Source organism: Mucilaginibacter pankratovii, from assembly GCF_014773265.1.
Classification (GTDB): Bacteria; Bacteroidota; Bacteroidia; order Sphingobacteriales; family Sphingobacteriaceae; genus Mucilaginibacter; species Mucilaginibacter pankratovii.
The window spans coordinates 15646-28810 of sequence record NZ_JACWMY010000001.1 but is presented as its reverse complement, the minus strand read 5'-3'; the positions used below and the strand labels follow the sequence as shown (position 1 = coordinate 28810).

Annotated in this window: 14 protein-coding genes; 7 read left to right on the top strand and 7 right to left on the bottom strand. The window is 43.7% G+C overall.

Going from position 1 to position 13165, the window contains the following annotated elements; translation table 11 throughout:
* Positions 1-162 precede the first annotated feature (162 nt).
* The gene (locus tag IDJ77_RS00145) at positions 163-1557 is read right to left on the bottom strand and encodes an arginine decarboxylase (protein ID WP_191186896.1); all 1395 of its coding nucleotides are present in this window, start codon (positions 1555-1557) and stop codon (positions 163-165) included.
* A 317-nt stretch (positions 1558-1874) separates the two neighbouring features.
* Here IDJ77_RS00145 and IDJ77_RS00140 point away from each other — a divergent pair, with 317 nt between their 5' ends.
* The 3 genes from IDJ77_RS00140 to IDJ77_RS00130 all read left to right on the top strand — a co-directional run bounded on the left by IDJ77_RS00140 (position 1875) and on the right by IDJ77_RS00130 (position 4093).
* A complete protein-coding gene (locus tag IDJ77_RS00140) occupies positions 1875-2054 on the top strand; it encodes a hypothetical protein (protein ID WP_191186895.1) in 180 nt (59 codons plus the stop codon).
* 525 nt (positions 2055-2579) lie between these two features.
* A complete protein-coding gene (locus tag IDJ77_RS00135; protein ID WP_191186894.1) occupies positions 2580-3566 on the top strand; it encodes an AAA family ATPase in 987 nt (328 codons plus the stop codon).
* Between the two features lie 41 nt (positions 3567-3607).
* Positions 3608-4093, top strand: a complete 486-nt coding sequence (locus IDJ77_RS00130) for a hypothetical protein (RefSeq protein WP_191186893.1) — start codon at positions 3608-3610, stop codon at positions 4091-4093.
* A gap of 12 nt (positions 4094-4105) precedes the next feature.
* Here IDJ77_RS00130 and ctlX read toward each other — a convergent pair whose 3' ends face one another.
* The 4 genes from ctlX to IDJ77_RS00110 all read right to left on the bottom strand — a co-directional run bounded on the left by ctlX (position 4106) and on the right by IDJ77_RS00110 (position 7530).
* Positions 4106-5020 carry a citrulline utilization hydrolase CtlX gene (gene ctlX / locus IDJ77_RS00125; protein ID WP_191186892.1) on the bottom strand — a complete coding sequence of 305 codons (915 nt, stop codon included), beginning with the start codon at positions 5018-5020 and terminating at the stop codon, positions 4106-4108.
* Between the two features lie 120 nt (positions 5021-5140).
* Positions 5141-5347, bottom strand: coding sequence for a helix-turn-helix domain-containing protein (locus IDJ77_RS00120; protein ID WP_191186891.1), 207 nt, complete (start codon positions 5345-5347; stop codon positions 5141-5143).
* A complete protein-coding gene (locus tag IDJ77_RS00115; protein ID WP_191186890.1) occupies positions 5347-5964 on the bottom strand; it encodes a DUF2975 domain-containing protein in 618 nt (205 codons plus the stop codon). The genes IDJ77_RS00120 and IDJ77_RS00115 overlap by 1 nt, the downstream gene beginning before the upstream one ends.
* Positions 5965-6084: 120 nt before the next feature.
* Positions 6085-7530: an arginine deiminase family protein gene (locus IDJ77_RS00110; RefSeq protein ID WP_191186889.1), complete on the bottom strand. Its 1446-nt coding sequence runs from the start codon at positions 7528-7530 to the stop codon at positions 6085-6087.
* A 225-nt stretch (positions 7531-7755) separates the two neighbouring features.
* Here IDJ77_RS00110 and argS point away from each other — a divergent pair, with 225 nt between their 5' ends.
* Entirely contained in the window at positions 7756-9525 is a 1770-nt protein-coding gene (gene argS / locus IDJ77_RS00105) for an arginine--tRNA ligase (protein WP_191186888.1), read from the top strand.
* Positions 9526-9636: 111 nt separating this feature from the next.
* Here the strand turns inward: argS and IDJ77_RS00100 are convergent, their stop codons facing one another.
* Positions 9637-9930, bottom strand: a complete 294-nt coding sequence (locus tag IDJ77_RS00100; protein WP_191186887.1) for a YXWGXW repeat-containing protein — start codon at positions 9928-9930, stop codon at positions 9637-9639.
* 193 nt (positions 9931-10123) lie between these two features.
* On the bottom strand, positions 10124-11011 hold the full coding sequence (locus tag IDJ77_RS00095; protein WP_191186886.1) for a 3-hydroxybutyryl-CoA dehydrogenase: 888 nt from the start codon (positions 11009-11011) through the stop codon (positions 10124-10126).
* Positions 11012-11136: 125 nt separating this feature from the next.
* Between IDJ77_RS00095 and IDJ77_RS00090 the strand changes: the two genes are divergently transcribed.
* The 3 genes from IDJ77_RS00090 to IDJ77_RS00080 are packed head-to-tail and all read left to right on the top strand — an operon-like array spanning position 11137 to position 13144.
* Positions 11137-11814, top strand: a complete 678-nt coding sequence (locus IDJ77_RS00090; RefSeq protein ID WP_191186885.1) for a hypothetical protein — start codon at positions 11137-11139, stop codon at positions 11812-11814.
* Positions 11815-11861: 47 nt separating this feature from the next.
* Positions 11862-12536 (top strand): hypothetical protein, encoded by a 675-nt coding sequence (locus IDJ77_RS00085; protein WP_191186884.1) that lies wholly within the window; start codon positions 11862-11864, stop codon positions 12534-12536.
* Between the two features lie 14 nt (positions 12537-12550).
* Positions 12551-13144 carry a Crp/Fnr family transcriptional regulator gene (locus tag IDJ77_RS00080; protein ID WP_191186883.1) on the top strand — a complete coding sequence of 198 codons (594 nt, stop codon included), beginning with the start codon at positions 12551-12553 and terminating at the stop codon, positions 13142-13144.
* Positions 13145-13165 lie beyond the last annotated feature (21 nt).

Below are 13165 nucleotides of genomic sequence, written 5' to 3'. Positions count from 1 at the left end.
TTTCATTTATTATTATACCCCAAATATATACATACTATAGGGGAATAGTAGAATTTATTTTAAAAAAATATGGATGCGATGTTTGGATGACGCGGCAGTAGAGGATAGAAACAAAAAAAGCACCGCCTTTCGGCAGTGCTTTCAACATATCTCAGGCAAAGTTTAAGTAGTATAGCCCAGTATTTTCAATACCTGCTTACTGTTCTGCTCTTCGCCAAATACTTCAAAGTTGAAGGTTTCATCCCTGTTTCTGCGGATGATAACATGCTTAGGGGATGGTAACAGACAATGGTGGATACCACCGTAACCGCTCAAAACTTCCTGGTAAGCGCCTGTATTGAAGAAACCGAGGTATTGCACCTTACGGGTCTTCGGCATAAACACGCTGTTCATGTGGGCCTCCTGGTTGTAGTAATCCTGCCCGTCGCAGGTGATGCCGCCAAGGTTTACGCGCTCGTATTCGTTGTCCCAGTTGTTTATCGGCAGCAGGATGTATTTTTGGTTCAATGCCCAAACATCCGGCAAATTGGTAATAAAGCTGCCATCCAGCATCAGCCAGCGCTCGCGGTCATTTTGTTGCTTACGGCCGAGGACCTTATATAATATGCCCGAAGCTTCGGCCACGGTGTATTTGCCAAATTCGGTAATGATATCCGGCTCCATGGTATCATGCTCGGCGCAGATCTCTTTAATACGGCTCACGATCTCGTTGATCATGTACTCGTAATCAAAATCAAACACCAGTGAATCTTTAAAAGGCATACCGCCACCGATATCCAGCGTATCCAGCGCAGGGTTCACCTTTTTAAATTTGCAGTAAAGCGTAACGTATTTCTCCAGTTCATTCCAGTAATACGGTGTATCAGAGATACCCGAGTTGATGAAGAAATGCAGCAGTTTTACCTGGAAGTTAGGGTTATCCTCTATCTTATTATGATAAAAGTCAATCACATCCTCCATACGCACACCAAGGCGCGAAGTATAGAACTGCGAATCGGGCTGCTCTTCTGCCGCTATACGGATGCCGAGGTTGCACGGGGTTTCCATTTCTATCTCATCGTCGTACAGGTTAAATTCTTCCTTATTATCCAATACCGGGATGATATTTTTAAACCCATCGTGAAGCATATCAATGATATACGTTTTGTACTGGAAGGTTTTAAAGCCATTACAGATCACGGTAACATCTTTGTTCAATGCACCTTTTTTCTCCAGGGCATCTATCATCGGCATGTCAAAGGCCGAGGATGTTTCCAGGTGGATCTCATTCTTCAGCGCTTCCTCTACAATGTGTCTGAAGTGCGAACTTTTGGTGCAATAGCAATATTTATAGCTGCCGCGATAATTATTTTTGATAATGGCCTGCTGAAATAACAGCTTTGCCTGCTGTATCTTTTTGGTGATCATGGGCAGATAAGTGAAGCGTAGGGGGGTGCCATACGTTTCTATCATCTCCATTAAATTAAGGTCCTGAAAGTAAAGTTCATCGTCGATGATCTCGAAACCATCCTGCGGGAACCCAACGCTTAAGTCAAGAAATTCCTGGTAACTCTGCATTTATTAAAATTTTGGCAAAAATGTAATTTTTAAACGGATTTTTTGCGAAAATGTTGGGGTAATTTATAGGCGGATTGTAATTTGTTTGTGTAGGTTAAGTTAAGGTTAAGCCAATATTGCCCCACCTATCAGGGTGTCCAGTTTTTGTTTTATGGACGGATTGGACACACATAGACACCCCTGAACGCACCTGGACACCCTTGTTTTAGGCTCACAAAAATGTACGAAAACTTCCGTGTTTTTACGAAAAAAAGGAAGAAAGACATAAGTCAAAGGAAGCGTGTGCAGTGATAAGTATATCTATCAAAAATTATATTATGCTAACCGAAGAAGAGAAAAATAGCATCCTGAATACTTATAAATGGATAAAGGTACCAAAGTTTGCAGATGATGATACTTTATCATGGGAAGAACGGTATAAGCGCTTAAATGAGCATCATATTGCAGAAACCACGTTCCTGGTAAACAAAATAAGAGCGCTTATTACAGAGATGTAAAGTGATTCTGTTTCCCCGGTGTCGGCGGGCTTAATGACAATGTTAAACATGTACATAGAGCTAAAAGGCACCTTAACACGGTTTACGATATACATACCAAACGGAATTTTCCCTTCGCTGTGCTTTGCGCAAAGCTGTTTGTGCCAAAAAACAATAGTGCCACGGAAAATACCAATGCTGAAAATTTTGTTGCTGTTTTCATAACATGTGTAAGTTTTGATTTTACTTGAAACGATAAAATTTCTTATGAATATTGGCGTGAGGGGTATTTAACAAAGTTTAACAGAAGAGGGTGAGAATACGGATGGATAACGTGATAGTTAAGCTGAAAGCTTAACTTATTATAGGTCGACGTTGGAAACTTCGACCAGTAGTAGATGCTGTAATGGTTAAGCTGAAAGCTTAACTCATTTTAGGTCGAAGTTAGAAACTTCGACCAGTAGGGGGGTGAAGGCTTGTGTGTATTTAAAGAAAAAGTGCATCAATTATAATATTTAACGTACTTTTAAATTTTTACCGTTTGAAATGTCTATCCCTTTAAGAAATATACATATTACTAATTTTAAGTCTCTAAAAGATTGCAAAATAAAGGCTTGCAAGCGCATTAATTTATTTATCGGTAAACCAAACGTAGGGAAATCAAATATATTGGAAGCGCTTTCTATTTTTTCATTGCCTTTTCTTGCAGAGAGTAAAATTAGATCTATAAAAAATTTGGTACGGGCACAAAGCGAACCGGAATTGTTTTATAAGGGTAATTTCGCCGAAACCGCCCACATAGTGGCAGACGGGTGTCACGCAAAACTGCACTACCATCGTGTTTTGGGCTTGAGTGTTTTATTAGATATGCCTGGTGTTTCTCAAAACTATCTTATCGATGAACATTTAAATTTACGAACTATAAAAAAAGAGAATGGCAAGTCTTTTATTAGAAAATATTCGTTTTCTAATAACGTCGATTTCAAACGGGGGCACGCACGTTATTTGATTCCGCCTTACGGACCAAACTTATTGACCGTTATCGAACAAGATGAGGCGTTATTGAGTGAAATATCGTCGTGGTTTGAAGAGTACGGTCTCTCGTTAGTATTTGATAAAGCCAGCCAAACCTTAAAGATATTACAGTCCGAAAAGGGTAAGAATGAAATTTTCTTAGTGCCTTACAATTCTATCGCCGACACTTTGCAACGCATGATATTTTTCAAAACAGCAATTGCAAGTAATACCAATTCGGTGTTGTTGTTTGAAGAGCCCGAAGCTCACTCGTTTCCGCCATTTATTTCTAAGATTACTCAGGAAATGATATTTAAAACCGATAATCAATATTTCATCGCTACGCACAGCCCTTTTTTACTTAACGACTTTTTAGAGAATGCCCGAGGTGAATTAGCTGTATACATGGTAGACTATGCTAAGCATGAAACTAAAGTTAAGTTATTAACCGACGATCAATTGCATCAAATCTACCAAAATGGAGTAGACTTATTTACTAATAGCGAAAGTTATATTTAATGGATTCGTCAATCATCCCAGAGTGTTTTGTCGATACGAACATGATTGAAACACTTGTTCCACCAAAAGGGCAATACAATCATCAAAAAGGTTGTGGCACAGTGGCAAAAGTAATGCAGGAAAAGTTTGGCAATTCGTTTGCTTTAGGAATTATTGACAAAGACAAGCGAGATATCGATTACCTTAAAATGTTCGATATTGTTTGTAATAAAGGAAGCCTTATTATGCACAAACACAAAACGCTTCACCATTACATGATTCAGATAAGCCCTGCAGTTGAGCAATTTATGTTGAATTGCGCAAATCTTACTGGCTTATCTTTGTCGGATTATCAACTCCCACAAGATCTAAGCGGGCTGAGGAAAAGTACAAAATCCACTACCAGTAAAAATGATGTTCGCTTCAAAAACCTCTTCAAAGCTTTACTGGCCAATGACTCTGAGGATTTGAAAAGACTTCAAAGGTGGGTTGTGTATTTAAAAACCAATGTCTACGAAGTAAGTTTGGGTGATTTGGACCTGTTGTAAATGTAAAGACCACTACACCTCCCCCAAATGCACCTCCGCCATCATACACCTTGCACTACCACCACCGTTAGTTTCAATCGTATTAATATCCGCATAAACCAATTTACCAAAGGCAGATAATTCAGTCCGCTGCGCATCCGTAAGCGAGTTATAAGCCGCTTGCGACATCACAATCAACGTTTCGCCATCTGCGTTGTTCACCTCCAGCATATTACCGGCAAAATGGTTCATCTGTTCAAAGCTGATATCGATAATTTGCTTGCCGGTTGTTTTTAGCGATTGGATAACTGTTTCTTTTTCTTTTGGATCGGTTATGCTATCCAAGCAGATCACCGCGAACAGGCTGCCAATACACATCAGCACATTGGTATGGTAAATGGCTTTACCATTCTGGTCGAAGGCATCAAAGGTAACGGCTTTGTAGCCGGTGTAATCGCAAAAGGCTTTCAATACTTCTGCATCGGTGCGGGGCGAGAGGCAGGCGTAGGCGATTTTGTTATCCCTATCCAGCACCATGCTGCCGGTGCCTTCTAAAAACTGGTTTTTAGCTTCAAAACGGCTCAGATCAATGAGGTGGTTGGCCTTGAAATTATCTTCCAATTGACGTATGATGTCCTCGCGGCGTTCCAGTCGGCGGTTTTCTGCCTGCATAGGGTAGAGGAAGATATCGCTGGTATCATGAAAGCTCACCCAGTTATTGGGGAAGATGGAATCGGGCGTATGGGGCTCGGGGGTATCATCTATCACGGTTACGTTTACGCCGTTTTGGCGCAGTACAGCTACAAAACCGTCAAATTCCTGTAGGGCTTTTTGCTGCACGGCCTGCTGGTCGGCCTGTTGTATTTGGAAAGCGTTGCTCTCCGCCGTTTGCGCGTTGAACCCGAAGTTTACCGGGCGGATCATTAAAATATTGTTGGTAGATTGCATGTCAGAATCAGAATTTACAGAATGATGGAATTTTCAGAATGTAAAAAAATGCAATATATGGATTACCGATAAACAAAAATCCTGTTCATCCTTAAATCCTATAAATTTTGATTCTGACAATTAATCCGCCCTGTAATCCAATATATCGCCGGGTTTGCAGTTTAATTCTTTGCAAAGTGCTTCCAGTGTATCAAAACGCACGCCTTTTACTTTTCCGGTTTTTAAGAGGGAGAGGTTGGTCATGCTGATGTCCAGGCGCTCGGCAAGCTCCTTTAAAGACATTTTATTCTTCGCCATCTCCACATCAAGGTTTACGATGATAGCCATTATACAAACTCTCCGATCTCTTTCTTTAATTCGAACCCATGTTTAAATATATCGGCCAGGATATATAGCATAGCACCTAATATGAGCCCGGTGAAGCTTTGTTCCCATACCATATTCATCAGGCTCATTTCCTTTACGTTGGTTTTTAAAATTACCGCCGTGCTGATGCCCAACAATATACTGAGTACAGTAGTCAGTGCAAAGCACAGTGCCGTTATTTTAAGGCGGCGCACATTCTCATAAGTAAAAGGCGCATTGTGCTTAATGGTATTAAAAAACTTACGCAACTGGTAAATAATGCTCATTACCAATGCCTCAAACGCGAACAGGAAAAAATAGGCTGTCGCTACATGGCTCAAAGTATTGTTGAGATGCATTTTTATCGTTGCCTGATCGGGCGTGAGGGTAATGTTGCTCACATCCGGTGTAAGTGCCGTTAACGGGCTGGATTTGGTTATCTGCGGATACTTTACCGGGTTGCTAAACTCGGTGTAATGGTCGGTGCTTATCTTCCAGGTGAGTACGCAAAAGGCAAATACCGCCAATACCATATTGCCGTACCAAAATACATTAAGCAAAACCCTAATAGTTGTTAAAAGCCACGATGCAGTTTTCATGTTCGTATTGATTTAATAATACAAATATATAAACTATATTTATAAAACAAAAATTATTTTATGTTTTACGTAAAATATTATCTGTTTATTAGCTTAATAGAATTTAGGTTTAATCCTGGTTCAGACAACACTATCGCGCTGCAATGGCATGCTCATGCAATGGAAGCCGCCACGGGCGCGCGATAACTCGGCCGAAGGCATCAGTATCAGGGTATCCGTCATGCTTTGCGGATCAAGTTCGTCGTCCTCAAATTTCTGCAGCAAATCCTTCACCTTTATAATACTGAAACCGCTTTGCTTAAAGGCCTCTACGGTTTTGTCGTTACGGTCGTAGCCCAACACAACCCCCTCTTTCAGTGCAAGCAGGTTGCAACTGTCGGTCCACTGTTCGCGGGCATCGTAGGGGAACTCATTATTGCCCGAGTAAATAAAGCGCGTTGGTTCATTGCAATGCAGGTCTTTCTGGCTAATGTTATCCAGCAAAGCCTCCAGCGTGGCAAAGCTTTTTGGCTTTTTACCCTTGCGGAACTGTACTATCTCGGGCTTATCCTTGTTCTTTTTATCAGCAAACCAGCCAACAGCATCGGCATCCTCCTGTGCGGTTTCGGTTACGGTGAGCGAGCGCAGCAGCACCCAAACATTGCGTTTTACCTGCGTAAATACGGTATCTATGTGCATATAATCGCGCTTATGCGGAATTTTTATGATGGTTACCTTTTCCACTACATCGTTCTCGAACAGTAGTTTAATGGCCTCGTTGGCGCCGCTAACCGAGGTGCGTTCGCTCCAGCCGATGAGCAGGTGGTTGGGGGCAACCATCATTACGTCGCCGCCCTCCAGCGTGGTTTTGCTTTCCTGTTCCTCGCCGGGGCGCAGAAAGTGCTGCACGGTATCGGGGATCTCTAAAATATTATCGCGGTAGCCTTCAAACAAAGGGTGATTGAAAAAGATGTAACGCACCAGCAGCGTTTCGCGGGCGCGGGCCTTTTTGGCGGGTTTGTTCAGCAGCATGTGGTTGTTAATGGCAATGCCGATATCCCTTGAAAATATCATATTGGGGATAGGGGCGAAGATCATCTGCTCATCATTCAGCGAGCCCGAAATAAAGATCTTGGCCAGCTCAACCGGGTCTATATCTATCAGCTGCAATTGCAGGCGGTAGGTTACGCCCTCTATGGCGCAAACAGCGGCCACCAATTTTTTACGAACGTCCTTTTGTTCGAGTATATCACTCAGCAGGGTTTGGATCTCTACCACTTTGGTAGAATTGTGAAAACCGGCATTATCCGGTTTGAAGAAGTCGCGTTTATTGGCCGGGTTGTTTATTTCGGCAAGTTTGCCTTTTATTTTGGAGGGATCGAGGAAGTACATCAGTAGTTTAATGTAGTAGTCGTACTCGCCGCCGCGCATGGTATCCAGGTGTACTATGTCTTCAAAAAGCCAATCCTGCGCTTTAGAAGGCACCACTTTACCCAGGCCGCTATCCGGACTGTGGACAAGCAGAACACGCAGGTTACCGATTTCTGAAGTTACATCGAGCTTAAAATTTGGATTAAGAGGTGTCATAGAAGGTTATAAGAGTAACAAAGCTAAGTTGAATTGTTGATAGTTCATAGTAGCCTCACCCTGCCCTCTCCAAAGAAGAGGGTTCTTGAAGTCCTCTCCTTTGGAGAGGATTATTTCATGAGGGCTTCGCCGTTTAGGTGAGGCTCACGAGAGAGCTGGGTCAGGCCTCTTAAAAAAACTATGAACCATGAACCATCATCCATGAACTATTCTTAATTTTGCCCGATGGATTTTATTATCGAGGCCGTTGTTAAAGCCATAAAGGATTTATACCAAACCGATATCGCTGCAAAGGATATCAATTTACAGGAAACCCGTAAAGAATTTGAGGGCCAGGTAACGCTGGTTACCTTCCCATATACCAAACTGTCACGCAAGGGCCCCGAGCAAACGGGTGGTGAAATAGGCGAATATCTGCAGGCGAACGTTCCCGAGATCTCTGCCTTCAACGTAATTAAAGGCTTTTTAAATATCTCCTTTGCCGATAGCTTTTGGCTGGGTAAATTGAATGATGAGATCTTACAGGATGATTTCGCGATAGCAAAACCAAATGGTAAAAAGGTAATGGTGGAGTACTCCTCGCCAAATACCAATAAGCCGCTGCATTTGGGGCACATCCGTAATAACCTTTTAGGTTTTTCGGTAGCGCAGATACTGGATGCTGCGGGTTACGAAGTGATCAAAACCAACCTGGTGAACGACAGGGGCATCCACATCTGCAAAAGTATGCTGGCCTGGAAAGAGTTCGGCGAGGGCGAAACGCCCGAAAGCTCGGGACTGAAAGGCGACCATCTTGCCGGAAAATATTACGTTTGGTTTGATAAGGCTTACAAACAACAAATATTGGAGCTGGTAGAAGAAGGGCAAACCGAAGACGAGGCTAAAAAGAACGCCCCGCTGATAAAAGAAGCTCAACTGATGCTCCAAAAATGGGAAGCAGGTGATGAGGAAACCATCAACCTGTGGAAAACCATGAACGGTTGGGTATACGCAGGCTTTGCCGAAACGTACAAAACCCTGGGCGTTAAGTTTGATAAATTTTATTACGAAAGCAATACCTACTTATTAGGTAAGGATACTATTGAGGAAGGCCTTGCCAAAGGCGTTTTCTTTAAAAAAGAAGATGGCTCGGTGTGGATAGATCTGACGGAAGATGGCCTGGACCAGAAACTGGTGCTGCGTGCGGATGGTACCTCGGTGTACATTACGCAAGACCTTGGTACGGCAGAATTAAAGTATGACGACTATCAAATGGACGAATCCATTTATGTGGTAGGTAACGAGCAGGATTACCACTTCAAAGTGCTCTTCCTCATCCTGCAAAAGCTGGGCAAGGAATGGGCGAGGGGCTTGTACCATTTAAGCTACGGGATGGTGGATCTGCCATCGGGCAAGATGAAATCGCGCGAGGGTACTGTAGTTGATGCCGACGACCTGATGGCCGATATGTTTAAAACCGCAGCCGAAACCACCGAAGCCATGGGCAAGGTAGATGGCTTTAGCGAAGAAGATAAAAACAAGCTGTACCGTACCATTGGTATGGGTGCATTAAAATACTTCCTGCTAAAGGTTGACCCAAAGAAACGCCTGTTATTCGATCCAAATGAGTCGGTAGATTTCCAGGGACATACCGGGCCATTCATCCAGTATACGCACGCCCGTATCAAATCGGTGTTGAGCAAGGCTAACTATTCGCCGCAAACCACAACCACCGATGTTACGGTGTTGGGCGGCGTGGAGCGCGACTTAATTGTACTGCTTACCAAGTTCGCCGAAACGATAGCCGAGGCCGCAACCGGCCACAGCCCGGCGCTTGTAGCTAACTACGTGTATGAACTGGCCAAATTGTACAATAAATTCTATCACGAAAGCCCCATTATGCAAGCCGAAACCGAAAGTCTGAAACAGTTCCGCCTACAATTATCTGCGGCCTCTGCAAAAGTGATCAGTAAGGGTATGAGCTTGTTGGGCATTGATGTGCCGGAGCGTATGTAGTTTGCAGTCAACAGTGGGCAGTTAGCATTTTTTACCTGTCAACCGCCCACTGCAAACTAATAAAATTATATACGGTTACTGCTAACTGCAAACCGCCCACTGCAAACTGAATTACCGCCAGTGCCCTCTTCTCCAAACATAACCCCGGTTACTATGTACCCATGCGCCTTGTACATAAACACGCTGGGCACGTGGGCGGGCGTAATAGCCGTTGCGATAAATATAGCGGTTACCACGCCAAACCCACTCGCCGGGCACCCAATAGGCATTTGCGTATGGTGCAACCGGGCGTACGTAAACAGGCTCGACCGGTTGTTCGGTAACGTAATTGTCTGTTGCGCATGATGACAGGAACACCGAGCCTGCTAAGGCACACATGATCCCTAACTTTGATATTGTTTTCATCTGTAGTGTATTTGATAAAATATTTTGACAGATGAAAAAGGGAAAGGTTTAGGCGGATAGGCCGAGCCTTTCCACCGCGTCATTGCGAGGCACGAAGCAATCTCCCTATAAGCAGGTCCGCTATGCAGATCGCTTGTCCTACGTAGAGATTGCTTCGTGCCTCGCAATGACGGTATTTATTAAGTTAATCTGGCTAAGCAAATTTTTTCGCCACCACCAAATCCTTACTCCCCGCTGTATACTGGTAAAACCCGGTGCCCGATTTTACGCCTAATTGCCCCGCCATTACCATGTTAACCAGCAACGGGCAGGGCGCGTACTTAGGGTTACCAAAGCCTTTGTGCAATACATTCAGTATCGCCAGGCAAACATCAAGCCCTATAAAATCTGCTAACTGTAAAGGCCCCATGGGGTGGGCCATACCCAGTTTCATTACGGTATCAATTTCGTTTACGCCGGCCACGCCTTCAAATAAAGTGTAAATGGCTTCGTTTATCATGGGCATTAATATGCGGTTAGCCACAAAGCCCGGGTAGTCGTTCACTTCCACCGGCGATCTGCCTAATGTTGTGGCCAGATCCATGATGGTTTTCGTCACTTCATCGGTAGTTGAATATCCACGGATCACCTCTACCAGCTTCATTACCGGTACAGGGTTCATAAAGTGCATACCTATAACTTTATCCGGCCGGTTTGTGGCAGCGGCTATCTCGGTAATGGAGATGGAGGAGGTGTTGGATGCCAGTATCGCTTCGGGTTTGCAAACCTCGCTTAGCTGTTTAAAAAGTTTGAGTTTTATTTCGCGGTTTTCGGTAGCGGCTTCCACCACCAGGTCGGCATCAGATGCGCCTTCGTAGGCATCGGTGTAGGTTTTTATGTTGGCGAGGGTGGCGGCTTTGGCGGCCTCGTCTATAGTGCCTTTTTTTACTTGCCTGTCCAGATTGGTGGCAATGGTTTGCATAGCTTTTTGCAGGGCATCGTTGCTGATATCTACCAGCGAAACACTAAACCCGTTTTGCGCAAAGGTGTGGGCAATACCATTACCCATGGTGCCCGAGCCTATTACTGTAATATTTTTCATCTTAGGTAAAATTATGATTACGGGGCTATATTAAGCAATAATTCAGTTTGATTTACAGTTAATATTCCATAATTTAACACCTGCACAATTTCTTGGCTCACGCTACCCGTTTTATTAATATCGCAATGAAATACCTTAAAATATTATCCGTCGCGCTTGGCTTGTCAGCTATAATACATACCGCAAGTGCGCAATTTATCCACCAGCGCGATTTTAAGCCCATCACCACAATCGATTATACCAATGTCGACGGCACGCCGTACCTGTATGATACCTGGCAGCAGGGCATGGTAAAACTTGCTAACGGTGTAAGCAGCAAAGACAAGATGCCGCTTAAATATAACCTTGTAGACGATTTGGTATCGTTTAAAGATAAGGAATCGGGAGAGGAGATGGCGTTTGTGGTGCCGGTACAGGAATTTACCCTTAACCTTACAACCGATGATGAGCTGTTTGTAAGGCATTTTCGCAGCGGTTATAAAGGCATTGAGGGCAGTACACCCGCTTCTTTTTTTGAAGTGCTGAGCGATGGTAAAATCCAACTGATCAAAAAGTTCAATAAGGTGGTTTTCGAAACTCAAAATATCGGGTCGGCATCAAAAACAAGGAGCTTTTTGGATAAAACTAAGTACTACATTGTTAATAACGGTAAAGCACTGCAGGTGAAGAATGACAAGAAGTCGTTGCTGGCCGCCCTGGGCGATAAGCAGGCGCAAATGGAAGACTATATCAAAACCAACAAAGTAAACTTCAAGAGCGATACGCAACTGGGCAAACTGGTAGATTATTACAACTCCTTATAAAGCTGTGCTTTTCTTTTTTTAACTGAATATTTAATATCATTTCCGTCATGACCCATCTCAAATTATTGTTCACCGTGCTTAGCTTATCAGCATTTATTACCACTGCTGATGCGCAATTTGTGCAACACCGCGATTACAGGCCCGTACCTACGCTTGATTACGCCGAACTGAAAGGTACCCCGTATTTATATGAAGATTGGCAGCAGGGTAGTGTTAAACTTGCCAATGGCGTAAGCAGTAAAGATAAAATGCTGGTGAGGTACAACCTGGTAAATGATATGTTGTCGTTTAAAGACAACGCCAGTGGCGAAGAAATGGCCTTTGTTGTGCCGGTTGAAGAATTTACAATTAACGATAATAGTGGAGATAGGCCGGTTGTAAGGCTTTTTCGCAGTTACCAGGGCATTGCAGGCAGCACGCCTTCCGGTTTTTTCGAGGTATTGAGCGATGGCAAGGTGCAGCTTATTAAAAAACAAAGCAAACTCATTACCGAAAGTATACACATCGGCGCATCCGGAATGACCCGAAGTTTCAACGATAAAACAAAGTATTACCTGGTGAATAATGGTAACGCCGTGTCCGTTAAAAACGACAAAAAATCGATACTGGCTGTACTGGGCGATAAACAGGCCCAGTTAGAAGGTTACATCAATGCTAATAATATCAATTTTAAAAACGACAGGCAATTGGGCAAACTGGTAGATTATTACAACACTTTATAAGGCAGCCCGATAATATGCTGGATGCTGAAGAAATAAGTTTTTACCTCTCGGTTTTTAAAGGTCTCGACTTAAAGGATATCTTTGACATTTTAAAGATAGCGCATGTTAAGAAACTGGCGGCCGGCGATGTCTACATCGAACAAGGTGCCACCCATCAAAAATTAGGCTACATCCGCAAGGGGCTCATCCGCGCCTATCATTTAAGAGAAAACGGCGACGACCTCACCCTGCTGCTGCAATGGGAGGGCAAGTTCATCGCCTCGCACGATACCATTATCCATCAACGCCCCTCGCGCTTTATTTACCAGGCGCTGGAAGATACCGTGTTAATGGAGGTAGACTACAATAAAGCCCTCCCCATCCTGAATAATAACCCAAGGCTCTCCTCTACACAAGCAACTTTTTTGCGCAACATGCTGGCCGAATCGATGGACCGGGTAGAGTCGTTTGTGCTTTTATCTCCCGAGGAACGTTACCTGCAGCTGGTACGCGAAAAGCCAAATATCGTAAACCGGGTACCCGATAAGTACCTGGCTACGTTGCTGGGTATCACCCCGGTATCGTTAAGCCGCATCCGCAAGCGCATTTCTTCGCAGGGCAGGCGTTAATTATCTTTTGTTAATTTTTTT